The organism is Stenotrophomonas sp. NPDC077421 (genome assembly GCF_049545505.1).
Classification (GTDB): domain Bacteria; phylum Pseudomonadota; class Gammaproteobacteria; order Xanthomonadales; family Xanthomonadaceae; genus Stenotrophomonas; species Stenotrophomonas nematodicola.
In genome coordinates this window covers 23,893-40,161 of the sequence record NZ_JBMWDP010000010.1, presented here as the reverse complement: position 1 = coordinate 40,161, position 16,269 = coordinate 23,893, and the positions used below count along the sequence as shown (strand labels likewise).

The window sequence follows — 16,269 nt, the reverse complement described above, 5'->3', positions numbered from 1 at the left end:
TGAGGCGATGATAACCAAACCATTCGTGTGCGTATTGTTGGGCCTGTGTGCGTTCGCAGCATCGGCCGCGGCGGCCGAACCTGCGTGCGTGACCGTGCGTGAGGGCTGGGTGCGCCTGCCGCCGGGCGCGATGCCGATGGCGGCCGGCTACGGGCGGATCCGCAATGACTGCCCGAACGCCGTGGTGGTGGTCGGCGCGGGCAGCCGGGCATTCGGCGATGTGTCGCTGCATGAAACCACCCTGGTCAATGGCGTCAGCCGGATGCGCGAGGTCGAGCGGATGCCGATCGCACCGGGCGCCACGGTGGACCTGAAACCCGGTGGCCTGCACCTGATGCTGATGCAGCCTGCCATCGCCCTGAAGGAAGGCGGGCAGGTCCCGCTGCGGCTGAGCCTGGAAGACGGCCGCAAGGTGGACGCCACCCTGCAGGTGCGCAGAGCGACGCCCTGACAACGCGCGGCACTGATGGGGGCCGGATAGGCGGATCAACCGCAGCCGGGTGGAACCCGGCGCTACGAGGCGTTGCGGATCGCATCCGGCAGGGGCGCGCTTTTGCCGGTCTGAGTGTCCATCCACACCACCACCACGTTGCCATCCGAATACAGGCGGGTGTCGTCCTGCTGGTCCACGATGCGATGTCCGATGGTGATGCTGCTGTTGCCCAGCCGCTCCACGAACAGTTCCACCACAATGTCGTTGGGCCACACGATCGGCAGGCGGTAATTGACGTTGGTGGCCGCCACCACGGGGGCGATGCGGTCGGTCATCGATACGCCGTCCACGCCCAGCATCCAGCGCACGCGCGCCTCCTCCAGATAGGAGATGTACTTGGCGTTGTTGACGTGGCCCATGCTGTCCATGTCGCGCCAGCGCACGCTGATCGGTACGCGGGCAAGAATGGTGTGGTCGGTGCTCATCAGGCGTCCTTCTTCTTGCGGGTGGTGCCAGTCTTGCTGGCCTTGCCGGTACTCTTGGCAGCGGCTGCCTTCCTGGCCGGCTTTTCCGGCTTGACCTTGCGGGGAGGGCGGGCGTCAGGCTTGTTGGCCACGGCGGCCGGGCGCTCCGGGCGCGCAGTGATCGAGGGCAGCATCTTGGCCAGGAACTGGCCGGTGTACGAAGCCGGGTGCGCGGCCACGTCTTCCGGCGTGCCGGTGACCAGGATGGTGCCACCGCGGTGGCCGCCCTCCGGACCCAGATCGACGATCCAGTCGGCGGTCTTGATCACATCCAGGTTGTGCTCGATCACCACCACCGTGTTGCCCTCGTCGCGCAGCTTGTGCAGCACGCCGAGCAGCGCTTCGATGTCGTGGAAGTGCAGGCCGGTAGTCGGCTCGTCGAGGATGTACAGGGTGCGGCCGGTATCGCGCCGCGACAGTTCCTTGGACAGTTTCACGCGCTGCGCTTCACCGCCGGAGAGGGTGGTCGCGCTCTGGCCCAGCTTGATGTAGCTCAGGCCCACATCGACCAGCGTTTCCAGCTTGCGTGCGATGGACGGCACCGGCTCGAACAGCTTCAGCGCATCTTCGACGGTCATCTGCAGCACGTCGTTGATGTTGTAGCCCTTGTACAGGATCTCCAGCGTTTCGCGGTTGTAGCGTTTGCCGTGGCACACATCGCAGGGCACGTACACGTCCGGCAGGAAGTGCATTTCCACCTTGATCAGGCCATCGCCCTGGCAGGCTTCGCAGCGGCCGCCGCGGACGTTGAAGCTGAAGCGCCCCGGCGAATAGCCGCGCGCACGCGCTTCGGGCACCTGCGCGTACAGCTCGCGCAGCGGGGTGAACAGACCGGTGTAGGTGGCCGGGTTCGAGCGCGGCGTGCGGCCGATCGGCGACTGGTCGATGTCCACCACCTTGTCGAACAGGTCCAGCCCGTCGACCTCCTTGTACGGCGCGATCGGGTGTGAGGCACCGTTGATCTCGTTGGCGGCCAGCGAGAACAGGGTGTCGTTGATCAGCGTCGACTTGCCCGAGCCGGACACGCCGGTAATGCAGGTCAGCAGACCCGACGGAATGTCCAGGTCCACGCCCTTGAGATTGTTGCCGCTGGCACCGCGCAGGTGCAGCGTCATCTTCGGGTTGGGCTTGTGCCGGCGCGCCGGAATCTCGATGGCGCGCTTGCCCGACAGGTACTGGCCGGTGAGCGAGCGCGGTGCATCCAGGATGTCCTGCAGCGTGCCCTGACCGACGATCTCGCCGCCGTGCACGCCCGCGCCCGGGCCGATGTCCAGCACGTAATCGGCCAGGCGGATGGCGTCTTCGTCATGCTCGACCACGATCACCGTGTTGCCCAGGTCGCGCAGGCGGGTGAGGGTGCCGAGCAGGCGTTCGTTGTCGCGCTGGTGCAGGCCGATGGACGGCTCGTCGAGCACGTACATCACGCCGACCAGGCCCGCACCGATCTGGCTGGCCAGCCGGATGCGCTGGGCTTCGCCACCGGACAGAGTGTCGGCCTTGCGCTCCAGGGTGAGGTAATCCAGGCCCACATCGACCAGGAAGCCCAGCCGCTCGCCGATCTCCTTGACGATCTTGCCGGCGATCTCGCCACGCCAGCCCGGCAGGCTCATGCCGCTGAAGAACTTCAGCGCCTCGTCGATCGGCAGCACCACCAGTTCCGGCAGCGCACGGTCGGCCACGAACACATGGCGGGCGGCCTTGTTCAGGCGCGCGCCGTGGCACTCGGGGCAGTCGCGTTCGCTGATGTACTTGGCCAGTTCCTCGCGCACCGCCGCCGATTCGGTTTCCTTGTAGCGGCGCTCGAGATTGGGAATGATGCCCTCGAAGCGGTGCTTGCGCTGGGTGCGCCCGCCGGCCTCGGTGAAGTAGGTGAAGGTGATGGTCTCCTCGCCGCTGCCGTACAGCACGGCCTGGCGCACATCGTCGGGCAGGCTCTGCCACGGCGCGTCCACGTCGAACCTGTAGTGCTTGGCCAGCGAGGCGATCAGCTGGAAGTAATAGGCATTGCGGCGGTCCCAGCCGCGCACGGCGCCGGCCGACAGCGACAGCTCCGGGTGCACCACCACGCGCGAGGGATCGAAGAACTCGGCCATGCCCAGGCCGTCGCAGCCGGGGCAGGCGCCCACCGGCGAGTTGAACGAAAACAGGCGCGGTTCCAGCTCCGGCAGCGAGTAATCGCACACCGGGCAGCTGTACTTGGACGAGAACAGATGGGCCGGCGCGTCTTCGACATCCAGCGACTGCACCGAGACCATGCCGTCGCCGAGCTTGAGCGCGGTTTCAAAGCTCTCGGCCAGGCGCTGCTTGATGTCCTCGCGCGGGCGGAAGCGGTCGATCACCGCTTCGATGGTGTGCTTCTGGCGCAGCGCCAGCGGCGGCACCGCATCGATTTCATGCAGCACGCCGTCCACGCGCACGCGCACGAACCCCTGCGCGCGCAGCTGGTCGAACACCTGGGCATGCTCGCCCTTGCGTTCGCGGATCACCGGGGCCAGCAGCATGTAGCGCTGTTCCTGGTCCAGGGTCAGAACGTGATCGACCATCTGGCTGACCGTCTGCGCTTCCAGCGGGTAGCCGTGGTCGGGGCAGCGCGGGCTGCCGACACGGGCGTACAGCAGACGCAGGTAGTCGTAGATCTCGGTGATCGTGCCGACGGTCGAACGCGGGTTGTGTGACGTCGACTTCTGCTCGATCGAGATCGCCGGGGACAGACCCTCGATGTGGTCCAGGTCCGGCTTCTCCATCACGCTCAGGAACTGCCGGGCATAGGCCGACAGCGACTCCACGTAGCGGCGTTGGCCTTCGGCGTAGATCGTGTCGAACGCCAGCGAGGACTTGCCCGAGCCGGACAGGCCGGTGATGACGATGAGCTTGTCGCGGGGCAGGTCGAGATCGATGTTCTTGAGATTGTGCGTCCGCGCGCCGCGGATGCGGATGAAATCCATCGCCATGGGGGATCCGTTGTGGGGCTTCGACCCGGGGGTCGGCAAGCGGGTGGGGCAAGCGGAGACGGCAATCGGTCAGCCTACCGAGCTTGGGATTTGGGGGCAATCGGCGACATTGCCAGCCCCGTGTCTCATTCCCTGAGACCGGTCGGGCCTCAACCTGAACGGGGTTCAGGCGATTGCGCCCCAGACCCGGGGGTGGGTTGACCCGGGCCGGGGTGAGTCATTAAAATTCCGCTTCTGTCCGCCCTCGATGGCGGCAGTCCATAGACCACAATAACTACAGAGGAAGTCTGGTCATGTACGCAGTACTGGTAACCGGCGGTAAGCAATACCGCGTGGCGCAGGGCGAAACGCTCCGCGTTGAAAAGCTCGATGTCGACGTTGGCAACGAGATCAAGTTCGACAACATCCTGATGCTGGGCGACAGCGATGGCATCAAGCTGGGCGACGCACTGAGCGGCGCTTCGGTCACCGCCAAGGTCGTGTCCCAGGGTCGTGCCGACAAGGTCCGGATCATCAAGTTCCGTCGCCGTAAGCACCACATGAAGCGCCAGGGTCACCGTCAGTACTACACCGAAATCGAGATCACCGGCATCGCCGGTGGCAGCAAGTAATAAGGAGAAGCAGTCATGGCACATAAAAAGGGCGTAGGCTCATCGCGCAACGGTCGCGACTCCAACCCGAAGTACCTCGGCGTCAAGATCTTCGGTGGCCAGGCCATCGATGCCGGCAACATCATCGTGCGTCAGCGCGGCACCCAGTTCCACCCGGGTTCCGGCGTTGGCCTGGGCCGTGACCACACCCTGTTCGCGCTGATCGACGGCAAGGTGGAGTTCTCGGTGAAGGGCCCGAAGAAGCGTCGTACCGTCAGCGTCGTCGCCGAAGCCTGATCTTCGCGACACGCAGGCGCCCACGCCTCGGCGTGGGGCCGCTGACGAAAGCCCCGCTTCGGCGGGGTTTTTGTTTTTGTTGAACGCATACCGGGCGGGATCCTTCCCGCCGCCGTCCCTGGATCGTACCGGGGACGTTAGACTCTGCGGTCGGGCGCATCCGCTGCCCGCCGCCTCCAGTTGGCATCCAGAATCATGAAACTTGTAGACGAAGCAGAAATCCAGGTCACCGCCGGCAATGGCGGCAACGGCTGCGTCGGTTTCCGTCGCGAGAAGTTCATTCCGCTGGGCGGCCCGGACGGCGGTGATGGCGGCAACGGCGGCAGCGTGTGGATCCGCGCCGACGAAAACCTCAACACCCTGGTGGACTTCCGCCACGAGCGCATCTTCAAGGCGCAGCGCGGCGAGAACGGGATGGGCCGCCAGGCCTACGGCAAGGGCGGCGAAGACCTGGTCATCACCGTGCCGGTCGGCACCGTGGTCATCAACGTCAGCACCGACGAAGTGATCGGCGATCTGACCGGGCATGGCGATCGCCTGCTGGTGGCCAAGGGGGGCAAGGGCGGCCTGGGCAACATGCACTTCAAGAGCTCCACCAACCGTTCGCCGCGCCAGGCGCTGCCGGGCGAGGAGGGCGAGGAGCGTCTGCTCAAGCTGGAGCTGAAGCTGCTGGCCGACGTTGGCCTGCTCGGCTTCCCGAACGCCGGCAAGAGCACCCTGATCCGTGCGGTGTCCGCGGCGACCCCGAAGGTGGCGGACTATCCGTTCACGACCCTGTATCCGAATCTGGGCGTGGTCCGGGTCGAGAATTACCGCAGCTTCGTGATCGCCGACATTCCCGGCCTGATCGAAGGGGCGGCCGATGGCGCTGGCCTGGGTGCGCAGTTCCTGCGCCACCTGCAGCGCACCCGCCTGCTGCTGCACCTCGTGGACATCTCCCCGATGGAAGGCGGCGTGGAGGGCGTGTCGCCGATCGAGCAGGTGCGCGCGATCGAGCGTGAGCTGGAGAAGCACGATCCGGAGCTGCTGCAGAAGCCGCGCTGGCTGGTGCTCAACAAGGCCGACCTGATGTTCGAGGACGAGGCCAAGGCCGCCGCCGAGAAGATCATCGCCGAGCTGGGCTGGACCCAGCCGTGGTACCTGGTCTCGGCACTGGGTCGTGAAGGCACCTGGCCGATCATGACCAACATCATGGCCTTCTTCGACCGCCAGAAGGAAGACGAGGCGCAAGCGCGCGATGCGTACTGAGCGCATCCGCGCGCCCCTGAACAACCCGGCTTCGGCCGGGTTTTTCTGTGGTGCCGCCGGTATCCCGCGCCGCACTGCCGGGCGCTGTGCGGTCCGCGGCGCGCACGCCGCACGTGGATGCCGCCCAACAAAAAACCCGGCCAGGGCCGGGCTTTTCTGTACCGCCGAAAGCAGGGCTTCCGGCAGTCACTTCGCCGTATCAGGCGGCCTTGAGGGCCTTGATGCGCGCGGTCAGGCGGCTCTTGTGGCGAGCGGCCTTGTTCTTGTGGATCAGACCACGCGAGCTGAAACGGTCGAGGATCGGCTGGGCGACGGCAAAGGCTGCCTCGGCGCCGGCGGCGTCATTGGCATCCAGAGCCTTGATCACCTTCTTGACAGCGGTGCGCAGCATCGAACGCTGAGCCGTATTGCGCGCGTTGCGCACGACGGTCTGCTTGGCGCGCTTCTTGGCGGACTTGATATTGGCCACAGTGGTGGTTTCCTGAAAAATCGGTGTAATGGGAACAGCAAGCTGGAAAGTATGATGGCTCGAAAAATGTACGTCAAGTCAATTGTCAAGAGGGAACACGGGTGAGTTCACCGAAGATGTTGCGGGGCCTGCTGTCGTTCAGCAGCATGACCATGATTTCGCGCGTACTGGGGTTGGTACGCGACCTGGCCGTGACCACCACGTTCGGCACCAATGCGGTGACCGACGCCTTCTGGGTCGCCTTCCGGGTGCCCAATTTCCTGCGCCGGCTGTTCGCGGAGGGCTCGTTCGCCACCGCCTTGGTGCCGGTGTTCACGGAGGTGAAGGAAACCCGTCCGCATGCCGAGCTGCGCGAGCTGATGTCGCGGGTGGCCGGTACCCTGGGCGGGGTGCTGCTGCTGGTGACTGCGCTGGCGCTGATCTTCGCCCCGCAGCTGGCCACACTGTTCTCCAGCGGCGTCGAGACCGATCCGGCCAAGCACGGGCTGCTGGTGGACCTGTTCCGGCTGACCTTCCCGTTCCTGCTGTTCGTCTCGCTGACGGCCCTGGCCGGCGGGGCGCTGAACAGCTTCCAGCGCTTCGCGATGCCGGCGCTGACCCCGGTCATCCTCAACCTGTGCATGATCGCCGGCGCGCTGTGGCTGGCGCCGCAGCTGGGTGGCACCCCCGAAAAGCAGATCCTGGCCCTGGGGTGGGCCGTGCTGGCGGCGGGTCTGCTGCAGCTGCTGTTCCAGTTGCCTTCGCTGAAGGGCATCAACCTGCTCACGCTGCCGCGCTGGGGCTGGACCCATCCCGGCGTGCGCAAGGTGCTGACCCTGATGGTGCCGACCCTGTTCGGCTCCTCCGTGGCCCAGATCAACCTGCTGCTGGACACCGTGATCGCGGCCAAGCTCACCGACGGTTCGCAGTCCTGGCTGTCGCTGGCCGACCGCTTCCTGGAACTGCCGCTGGGCGTGTTCGGGGTGGCGCTGGGCACGGTGATCCTGCCCGCGCTGGCCCGCCATCACGTCAGTACCGACAAGGTAGGCTTCTCCAATGCCCTGGACTGGGGCCTGCGCACCACGCTGCTGATCGCGGTGCCGGCCATGCTTGGCCTGCTGCTGCTGGCCGAACCGCTGATCGCCACGCTGTTCCAGCACGGCCAGTTCACCCCGTTCGACACCCGGATGACCGCATTGTCGGTGTACGGACTGAGCCTGGCCCTGCCGGCGTTCGCCCTGCTCAAAGTGGTGCTGCCGGCGTTCTACGCCCGGCAGGACACGAGCACCCCGGTGCGTGCCGGCCTGGTCGCCCTGGTGGCCAACATGGTCTTCAATTTCGCGCTGCTGGCGGTGCTGTACCAGGTAATGGTGCCGGAGGCGCTGAAGGCGCAGGGGGTCTGGGTGGCGCTGGGCAAGCAGCCCGGCCTGCACCTGGCCCTGGGCATCGCCAGCGCTCTGTCCAGTTACCTGAACCTTGGCCTGCTCTGGTACTGGCTGGGCAAGACCCGGGTGTACCAGCCGCGGCCGGGCTGGGTGGGCTATGTGACGAAGCTGGGCCTGGCCTGCGCGGCGATGGTGGCGGTGCTGCTGGGCCTGCTGCAGCTGATGTCCGACTTCACCGGGATGGACAAGTGGCACCGCATCGGCAACCTGGCCGCGCTGGTCGGCGGCGGTGGTCTGACCTATCTGCTGGCCCTGGTGGCGATGGGCTTCCGCCCGCGTCACCTGCGCGAGCATTGATCCGGCGGGCACCCGGCTATACTTCATGGCTATCCCTTGCAAAGCATCGGCCCCGGTGGGCCGCATTCCAAGTTGATGAGCAGGCTGTTTAGAAGCGTTGAGGGCGGGCCGTTGTTCCCGCACGGAAGCGTGGTCTGCATCGGTGCATTCGACGGCCTGCACCTGGGCCATCGTGCGCTGGTGCGCCACGCGGTAGCGCGTGCGCGCGCGATGGGCGTGGCCGCCGTGGCGGTTGCGTTCGAGCCGTTGCCGCGCGAGTACTTCGCCCAGGGCGAGCCGCCGCTGCGGCTGACCCTGGCCCGCGACAAGGTGGCGATGCTGCGCGAACTGGGCGTGGACGGGATAGGCCTGCTGCGCTTCGATGCGCGCATGGCCGCGATGCCGGCCGAGGCGTTCGTGGAGCAGCTGCTGGTGCAACGGCTGAGCGCGCGCGAGGTCTGGATCGGACCGGAGTTCTGCTTCGGCAACCGGCGCAGGGGCGACCTGGCCCTGCTGCAGGCGATGGGTGCCGACCGTGGCTTCAGTGCCGGCGAGATCGAACCGGTGGACCTGCGCGGCGAGCGCATTTCCAGCACCCGCATCCGCCAGCTGCTGCGTGCCGGCGATTTCAGCCACGCCGCCGACCTGCTGGGCCGCCCCTATGCGATCGGTGGCCGGGTGGTGCGCGGCCGCCAGTTGGGCCGTACTCTCGGTTTCCCGACTGCCAACCTGCGCTTCCCGAAGACGCCGGCGCTGTCGGGCATCTATGCCACCTGGGTGCATGGCGTGTTCGACCAGCCGTGGGCCTCGGTGTCCAGCTTCGGAACCCGGCCCACGGTGGACGGGGTGGAGCCGCTGCTGGAAGCGCACCTGTTCGACTTCCAGGGCGACCTCTACGGGCGCCACATCGAAGTGGAGTTCGTGGCCAAGCTGCGCGATGAAGAAAAGTTCCATGACCTGGCGGCGCTGACCGACCAGATGCACCGTGACGCCGAACAGGCGCGCCACATCCTTTCCGAACACAGATTGCGAGCCACTGCGTGAGCCAGGACTACAAAGCCACCCTTCATCTGCCGGCAACCGAATTCCCGATGCGCGGCGACCTGCCCAAGCGCGAGCCGGGCATTCTGTCGCGCTGGGAAGACGAGGGCCTGTACGCCCGCCTGCGCGAGAACGCGCAGGGTCGCCCGCTGTTCGTGCTGCACGACGGCCCGCCCTATGCCAATGGCCAGATCCACCTGGGCCATGCGGTCAACAAGATCCTCAAGGACATCATCGTCAAGTCGCGCTACCTGGCCGGCTTCGATGCGCCCTACGTGCCGGGCTGGGACTGCCACGGCCTGCCGATCGAGATCGCGGTCGAGAAGAAGTGGGGCAAGGTCGGCACCAAGCTCGACGCCGTACAGTTCCGCCAGAAGTGCCGCGAGTTCGCCGAAGAGCAGATCGAACTGCAGCGCCGCGACTTCAAGCGCCTGGGCGTGATCGGCGACTGGGACAACCCGTACAAGACGCTGAGTTTCGACTTCGAGGCCAACGAGATCCGCGCGCTGTCCAAGGTATTCGCCAACGGCCACATCGTGCGCGGCGCCAAGCCGGTGCACTGGTGCTTCGACTGCGGCTCGGCGCTGGCCGAGGCCGAGATCGAGTACCAGGACAAGACCTCGCCGGCGATCGACGTCGCCTACGTGGCGCGCGACCCGGCGCAGCTGGCCACACGCTTCGGCGTCAGCCTGCCGGCCGATGTCGAGGTGGCCGTGCCGATCTGGACGACCACGCCGTGGACGCTGCCGGCTTCGCTGGCGGTGTCGCTGGGTGCCGATATCCAGTACGCGCTGGTCGAAGGCCCGGCGCATGCCGGCAAGCGCCGCTGGCTGGTGATCGCCGCCGCCCTCGCCGAGCGCGCGCTGCGCCGCTACGGCGTGCAGGAGGTGGTGGCGCACGGCCACGCCGCCGGTGCCGCGCTGGAAAACCTGCTGCTGGCCCATCCGTTCTACCCCCAGCGCGACATCCCGCTGCTCAACGGCGCGCACGTCTCCGACGAAGACGGTACCGGCGCGGTGCATACCGCCCCGGGCCACGGCCAGGAAGACTTCGTGGTCAGCCAGCAGTACGGGCTGATGGACGCGTACAACGCCGGCCAGATCAATCCGGTCGACGGTCGCGGCGTGTACCTGCCCTCCACGCCGCCGGCCGGCGATGTGGTGCTGGCGGGCGTGCACCTGTGGAAGGCACAGCCGCTGATCGTGGACGTGCTGCGCGACAGCGGCGCGCTGCTGGCCTTCGTCGAGATCCAGCACAGCTACCCGCACTGCTGGCGCCACAAGACGCCGGTGGTGTTCCGCGCCACCCCGCAGTGGTTCATCTCGATGGACAAGGCCAACCTGCGTCGCGACGCGATGGCCGCCATCGACAACGTGGGCTGGTTCCCGAGCTGGGGCAAGGCGCGCATCGGCAGCATGGTCGATGGCCGTCCGGACTGGTGCATCAGCCGTCAGCGCACCTGGGGCGTGCCGATCGCGCTGTTCACCCACCGTGAAACCGGCGAGCCGCATCCGCGCACCGTCGAACTGATGCAGCAGGTCGCCGACCGCGTGCAGGTCGAGGGCATCGACGTGTGGTACTCGCTGGACAGCGCCGAGCTGCTGGGCGAGGACGCGCCGCACTACGAGAAGGTCACCGACATCCTGGATGTGTGGTTCGACTCCGGCGTCACCCATGAAGGCGTGCTGCTGGCGCGCGGCTTCGGCAAGCCGGCCGACCTGTACCTGGAAGGCTCGGACCAGCACCGCGGCTGGTTCCAGTCCTCGCTGCTCACCGGCGTGGCGATCGACAGGCATGCCCCGTACAAGCAGTGCCTCACCCACGGCTTCACCGTGGACGAGCACGGCCGCAAGATGTCCAAGTCGCTGGGCAACGGCATCGAGCCGCAGGACATCATGAAGACCCTGGGCGCGGACATCCTGCGCCTGTGGATCGCCTCGGCCGACTACAGCAATGAAATGTCGCTGTCGCAGGAAATCCTCAAGCGCAACGCCGATGCCTACCGGCGCCTGCGCAACACCGCGCGCTTCCTGCTCGGCAACCTGGACGGCTTCGACCCGGCGCAGCACCTGGTGGCCCCGGCCGACATGGTCGCGCTGGACCGCTGGATCGTGCATCGCGCCTTCGAGGTGCAGGAGAAGATCAAGGCCGCCTACACCAGCTACAACATGGCCGAGATCGTGCAGCTGCTGCTGAACTTCTGCAGCGTGGACCTGGGCTCGTTGTACCTGGATGTGACCAAGGATCGCCTGTACACGATGCCGACCGACTCGCGCGGCCGCCGTTCGGCGCAGAGCGCGATGTATCACATCGCCGAAGCGTTCACGCGCTGGATCGCGCCGATCCTGAGCTTCACCGCCGACGAGCTGTGGGGCTACCTGCCGGGCGAGCGCAAGGACAACGTCCTGTTCGCCACCTGGTACGAAGGCCTGGCTCCGCTGCCGGCCGATGCCGCGCTGGGCGCCGCCGATTTCGATCAGCTGCTGGCCCTGCGCGAGCAGGTCGCCAAGGTGCTGGAGCCGATGCGCGCCAATGGCGCGATCGGTGCCGCGCTGGAAGCGGAGATCACCGTGGCCGCCGATGCGGAAACCGCCGCGCGCTGGCAGCCGCTGGCCGAGGAACTGCGCTTCCTGCTGATCAGTGGCGATGTGCAGGTGCGTCCGGCAACCACTGACGAGGTGTTCGTCAGCGCCCAGCCGACCACCAAGCAGAAGTGCGTGCGTTGTTGGCACTACCGTGCCGATGTCGGCAGTGTGGCCGCCCATCCCGAGCTGTGCGGTCGCTGCGCGACCAACATCGACGGTGCCGGCGAAGACCGGCGGTGGTTCTGATGAGCGCCGCCCGTCCGCGTCCCAATGCCCTGGTGTGGCTGCTGCTGTCGGTGGTGGTCATCGGCCTGGACCAGTGGAGCAAGGCCTGGGTGCTGTCCAGCCTGCCCGAGTTCCAGCCGGTGCCGGTCATCGACGGCGTCTGGAACTGGTACCGCACCTACAACACCGGTGCGGCGTTCAGTTTCCTGAGCGATGCCGGTGGCTGGCAGCTGTGGTTCTTCACCGCGCTGGCTGTTGCCATCAGCGCCCTGATGGCCAAGTGGCTGTGGGAAACCCCCCGCGCCAACTGGCGTCGGGCGCTGCCCTTCGCCCTGGTCATCGGCGGTGCCATCGGCAACGTCATCGACCGCCAGGTACACGGGCACGTGGTGGACTTCATCCAGTGGTACATCGGCAGTTATGCCTGGCCGTCGTTCAACATCGCCGATGCGGCGATCGTGGCCGGTGCCGTGGGCATTGCCGTGTTCGGGCTGTTCGAAGGCAAGGCCAGCAAAAAAGCGGGATAATCCCTCCCTGTATTCAGCAATAACCGGCTCGCGCCGGCCGGAGTATCTGACCGATGGATGTGTTGCTTGCCAATCCGCGTGGGTTCTGTGCCGGTGTCGATCGTGCGATCGAGATCGTCAAGCGCGCGATCGAGACCCTGGGGGCGCCGATCTACGTGCGCCATGAGGTCGTGCACAACCGTTTCGTGGTCGACGACCTCAAAAGCCGCGGCGCCATCTTCGTCGAGGAACTCGACGAAGTGCCGGACAACAATACGGTGATCTTCAGTGCCCACGGGGTGTCCCAGGCCGTGCGCCTGGAAGCGGACCGTCGCGGCCTGAAGGTGTTCGACGCAACCTGCCCGCTGGTCACCAAGGTGCACCTGGAAGTGGCGCGGCACTGCCGCGCCGGCCGCGACGTGGTGCTGATCGGCCATGCCGGCCACCCGGAAGTGGAAGGCACGATGGGGCAGTGGGACCGCGAACGCGGCAACGGTCGGATCTACCTGGTCGAAGACGTCCAGGACGTGGATACGCTGGTGCTGGATCAGCCGGAGAACTTCGCCTACACCACCCAGACCACCCTGTCGGTGGATGACACCCGCAGCATCATCGACGCACTGCGCGCCCGTTTCCCGGCGATGCAGGGGCCGAAGAATGACGACATCTGCTACGCCACCCAGAACCGCCAGGACGCCGTCCGCGACCTGGCCAAGCGCTGCGACCTGGTGCTGGTGGTGGGCTCGCCCAACAGCTCCAACTCCAACCGGCTCAGCGAGCTGGCCCGGCGCGAGGGCGTGGAGTCCTACCTGATCGACGGCGCCGAGGAGATCGACCCGGCGTGGGTTGTCGGCAAGCAGCACATCGGTCTCACCGCCGGCGCATCGGCGCCCCAGGTGCTGGTCGATGGCGTGATCGAGCGGCTCAAGGCACTGGGCGCCAGCAGTATTGGCGAGCTCGATGGCGAGCCCGAGTCGATGGTGTTCGCGCTGCCGAAGGAGCTGCGGCTGCGCCTGATCTCCTGATCGGTGCGGCGGCCAGGGGCATGACCTTTGGCCATGTGGTTCGCTGACGTGCAGGTCTAGCATCGGGTCTTTCGTATGCTGGAAGCCGAGCCTGATGAAACTGCGTGCCGCCGTCCTCTCCGTGCTGCTGGTCCTGTCCGCTTCGGGCGTACATGCGCAGACGCCGCCGCCGCAGGACGTTGCCTTCCCCGGCCTGCTGCGCATCGACGTGGACGCACGTGACATCGGCCGGCGCATCTTCAAGGTCAAGGCCACCGTGCCGGCCAGGCCGGGTCCGCTGACCCTGCTGTATCCGCAGTGGCTGCCCGGCAGCCATTCGCCGAGCGGTCCGATCGACAAGCTCGCTGGCCTGGTGGTCACCGCCAACGGCACGCCGCTTGCGTGGACGCGCGACCCCTACGATGTGTATGCCTTCCGCGTGGACGTGCCGCAGGGCGCCACCGAGGTGGTCGCCGAGTTCAAGTTCCTGTCCTCGCAGGGGGGGACCCAGGGCAGGGTGGTGATGACCCCGGACATGCTCAACCTGCAGTGGAATGCCAACTCGCTGTATCCGGCCGGCGTGGTCACCCGCAACATCCAGGCCCAGGCCACGGTCACGCTGCCGCCGGGCTGGTTTTACGCCACCGCGTTGGACACCGAGCGCCGCGACGGCGACACGGTGGTGTTCAAGCCGATCAGCTACGACCACCTGGTCGATTCGCCGCTGTTCGCCGGCCGCCACTTCCAGCGCTTCGACCTTGACCCCGGCGCCAAGGTGCCGGTGCACCTGAACGTGTTTGCCGACCAGGCCACATCGCTGGTCGCCAAGCCCGAGCAGCTGCAGGCGCACCGCGCGCTGGTGCAGCAGATGTACAAGCTCTACGGCGCGCGTCATTTCGACCGTTACGAGTTCCTCCTCGCGCTCACCGACAAGCTCGGCGGCATCGGCCTGGAGCATCAGCGCTCCAGCGAGAACAGCGGCGAACCGGGTTACTTCACCGAGTGGGACAAGACCTGGCTGGGACGCGACCTGCTGCCGCACGAGTTCAACCACTCCTGGAACGGCAAGTACCGCCGTGGCGCGGACCTGACCACGCCGAACTTCAACGTGCCGATGGGCGACAGCCTGCTCTGGCTCTACGAAGGACAGACCCAGTTCTGGGGCCAGGTACTGGCCGCGCGCTCGGGGCTGTGGAGCGTGCAGCAGACCCGCGACGTGCTGGCCAATGTCGCCGCCACCTACGATCGCGGCCGCCCCGGGCTGGGCTGGCGCACCCTGCAGGACACCACCAACGATCCCACCATCGCCCAGCGCCGCGCACTGGCCTTCCGCAACTACCAGTTGAGCGAGGATTACTACTCCGGCGGCCAGATGATGTGGCTGGACGTGGAGGGCAAGCTGCGCGCGCTTACCGGCAACCGACGCGGACTGGATGATTTCGCCAAGGCGTTCTTCGGCATGAACGACGGCGACTGGAACGTCCATCCGTACACCTTCGATGACGTGGTGACCACCTTGAACGGCGTGGCGCCCTTCGACTGGGCCACCTTCCTGCGCGAGCGTCTGGATGGCCACGGCCCGCTCACCGGCGGGCTGGAGGCGGCCGGCTGGAGGCTGGTCTACACCGACACGCCCAACGACGCATTCAAGGCGCAGGAATCCCGGGCCAGGACCAACAACCTGCTGTACTCGATCGGCGTGTCGATCAGCGACGCCGGCTACATCAGCGACGTGCTGTGGGACAGCCCCGCGTTCAACGCGGGCCTGGCCCCGGGCATGACCGTGCTGGGCCTGGATGGCCGCGTGTTCAACGGCCAGGCGCTCAAGGATGCGATCACCGCCGCACGCACCGGCAAGGCGCCGCTCACGTTGCTGGTCAAGCGCGTGGACCGCATCGACAGCGTTGTGCTGGACTACCACGATGGCCTGAAGTATCCGTCGCTGGAGCGCATTGGCGGCAGGCCCGACCGCCTTGCCGAGCTGTGGAAGCCGCGATGAGCCCGCGCCTGCGCGATGTGCTGATCCTGATCGCGGCGGTCGCGGCGATCATCGGCGCCGGACTGGAGGGCGATGCACGTTGGCTGCACTGGCTGGCCAAGCCGCTGACCACGCTGCTGATCGCGTCCATCGTCTGGCGTGCGACACCGCTGGCCGGCAGTGGCTATCGCCGGGCGGTGCTGGCCGGCATGCTGCTGTCCTGCATCGGCGACATCGCGTTGATGCTGCCGGTGGATGCGTTCGTCCCGGGGCTGCTCGCGTTCCTGCTGGCGCACGTGTGCTACATCGTCGCCTTCCGCGCCGGGTGGCGCAGCGGACGCAGCCTGTGGGCCGCCGCGGGTCTGCTGGCGCTGTTCGCCGGCGCCAACCTCAACGGCCTGTGGCCGCTGCTGCCTGCCGATCTGCGTGTGCCGGTGGGGGTGTATGTGGCCGTGCTGGCGCTGATGGCGACGCTGGCGCTCGCGCGGGCCGGAGCGTGGCCACGCCCCGCCGGTGAGGAGGGGCGCAGCGCACGCTGGGCGGCGTGGGGCGCCGCGCTGTTCGTGGTCAGCGATTCGGTCCTGGCCTGGGACCGCTTCGGCGGCGGCCTGCCGCTCGCGGCGCTGTGCATCCTGGCCACGTACTACGCCGCGCAGTACTGCATCGCGCGCTCGGTGCCGCGTTCGGCCTAGCGGCACCGCATGAGGTGGCCCGTCGG

The 16,269-nt window shown here is 67.1% G+C and carries 14 protein-coding genes; 11 read left to right on the top strand and 3 right to left on the bottom strand.

The window, feature by feature from the left end; all coding sequences use genetic code 11:
- The first annotated feature begins 7 nt into the window (after window positions 1-7).
- Window positions 8-451 carry a copper chaperone PCu(A)C gene (locus ACPEH1_RS07465; RefSeq protein ID WP_017354928.1) on the top strand — a complete coding sequence of 148 codons (444 nt, stop codon included), beginning with the start codon at window positions 8-10 and terminating at the stop codon, window positions 449-451.
- Window positions 452-513: 62 nt separating this feature from the next.
- Here the strand turns inward: ACPEH1_RS07465 and ACPEH1_RS07460 are convergent, their stop codons facing one another.
- Window positions 514-918 carry an acyl-CoA thioesterase gene (locus ACPEH1_RS07460; protein ID WP_017354927.1) on the bottom strand — a complete coding sequence of 135 codons (405 nt, stop codon included), beginning with the start codon at window positions 916-918 and terminating at the stop codon, window positions 514-516.
- A complete protein-coding gene (uvrA, locus tag ACPEH1_RS07455; RefSeq protein WP_017354926.1) occupies window positions 918-3,908 on the bottom strand; it encodes an excinuclease ABC subunit UvrA in 2,991 nt (996 codons plus the stop codon). The genes ACPEH1_RS07460 and uvrA overlap by 1 nt, the downstream gene beginning before the upstream one ends.
- 293 nt (window positions 3,909-4,201) lie before the next feature.
- Between uvrA and rplU the strand changes: the two genes are divergently transcribed.
- From rplU to obgE, 3 genes are all read left to right on the top strand, one after another.
- A complete protein-coding gene (gene rplU, locus ACPEH1_RS07450; protein ID WP_017354925.1) occupies window positions 4,202-4,519 on the top strand; it encodes a 50S ribosomal protein L21 in 318 nt (105 codons plus the stop codon).
- Window positions 4,520-4,534: 15 nt separating this feature from the next.
- Window positions 4,535-4,795 carry a 50S ribosomal protein L27 gene (gene rpmA / locus ACPEH1_RS07445; protein WP_017354924.1) on the top strand — a complete coding sequence of 87 codons (261 nt, stop codon included), beginning with the start codon at window positions 4,535-4,537 and terminating at the stop codon, window positions 4,793-4,795.
- Window positions 4,796-4,990: 195 nt separating this feature from the next.
- On the top strand, window positions 4,991-6,043 hold the full coding sequence (gene obgE / locus ACPEH1_RS07440; protein WP_017354923.1) for a GTPase ObgE: 1,053 nt from the start codon (window positions 4,991-4,993) through the stop codon (window positions 6,041-6,043).
- A 199-nt stretch (window positions 6,044-6,242) separates the two neighbouring features.
- Here the strand turns inward: obgE and rpsT are convergent, their stop codons facing one another.
- The gene (gene rpsT / locus ACPEH1_RS07435; RefSeq protein ID WP_017354922.1) at window positions 6,243-6,512 is read right to left on the bottom strand and encodes a 30S ribosomal protein S20; all 270 of its coding nucleotides are present in this window, start codon (window positions 6,510-6,512) and stop codon (window positions 6,243-6,245) included.
- Window positions 6,513-6,628: 116 nt separating this feature from the next.
- On the opposite strand from rpsT, the gene murJ reads away from it, so the two are divergent.
- The 7 genes from murJ to ACPEH1_RS07400 all read left to right on the top strand — a co-directional run bounded on the left by murJ (window position 6,629) and on the right by ACPEH1_RS07400 (window position 16,243).
- A complete protein-coding gene (gene murJ / locus ACPEH1_RS07430; RefSeq protein WP_423715590.1) occupies window positions 6,629-8,233 on the top strand; it encodes a murein biosynthesis integral membrane protein MurJ in 1,605 nt (534 codons plus the stop codon).
- A gap of 75 nt (window positions 8,234-8,308) precedes the next feature.
- Window positions 8,309-9,256, top strand: a complete 948-nt coding sequence (locus ACPEH1_RS07425) for a bifunctional riboflavin kinase/FAD synthetase (RefSeq protein ID WP_423715554.1) — start codon at window positions 8,309-8,311, stop codon at window positions 9,254-9,256.
- Window positions 9,253-12,084, top strand: a complete 2,832-nt coding sequence (gene ileS, locus ACPEH1_RS07420) for an isoleucine--tRNA ligase (protein WP_287255368.1) — start codon at window positions 9,253-9,255, stop codon at window positions 12,082-12,084. Before ACPEH1_RS07425 ends, ileS begins: the two co-directional genes overlap by 4 nt.
- Entirely contained in the window at window positions 12,084-12,590 is a 507-nt protein-coding gene (lspA, locus tag ACPEH1_RS07415; RefSeq protein ID WP_017354918.1) for a signal peptidase II, read from the top strand. Before ileS ends, lspA begins: the two co-directional genes overlap by 1 nt.
- Before the next feature lie 53 nt (window positions 12,591-12,643).
- Window positions 12,644-13,594: a 4-hydroxy-3-methylbut-2-enyl diphosphate reductase gene (gene ispH, locus ACPEH1_RS07410; RefSeq protein WP_017354917.1), complete on the top strand. Its 951-nt coding sequence runs from the start codon at window positions 12,644-12,646 to the stop codon at window positions 13,592-13,594.
- Between the two features lie 94 nt (window positions 13,595-13,688).
- Complete coding sequence (locus ACPEH1_RS07405; protein WP_423715553.1) at window positions 13,689-15,572, top strand: M61 family metallopeptidase; 1,884 nt, start codon at window positions 13,689-13,691, stop codon at window positions 15,570-15,572.
- Window positions 15,569-16,243 carry a lysoplasmalogenase gene (locus tag ACPEH1_RS07400; protein ID WP_423715552.1) on the top strand — a complete coding sequence of 225 codons (675 nt, stop codon included), beginning with the start codon at window positions 15,569-15,571 and terminating at the stop codon, window positions 16,241-16,243. Before ACPEH1_RS07405 ends, ACPEH1_RS07400 begins: the two co-directional genes overlap by 4 nt.
- Window positions 16,244-16,269 lie beyond the last annotated feature (26 nt).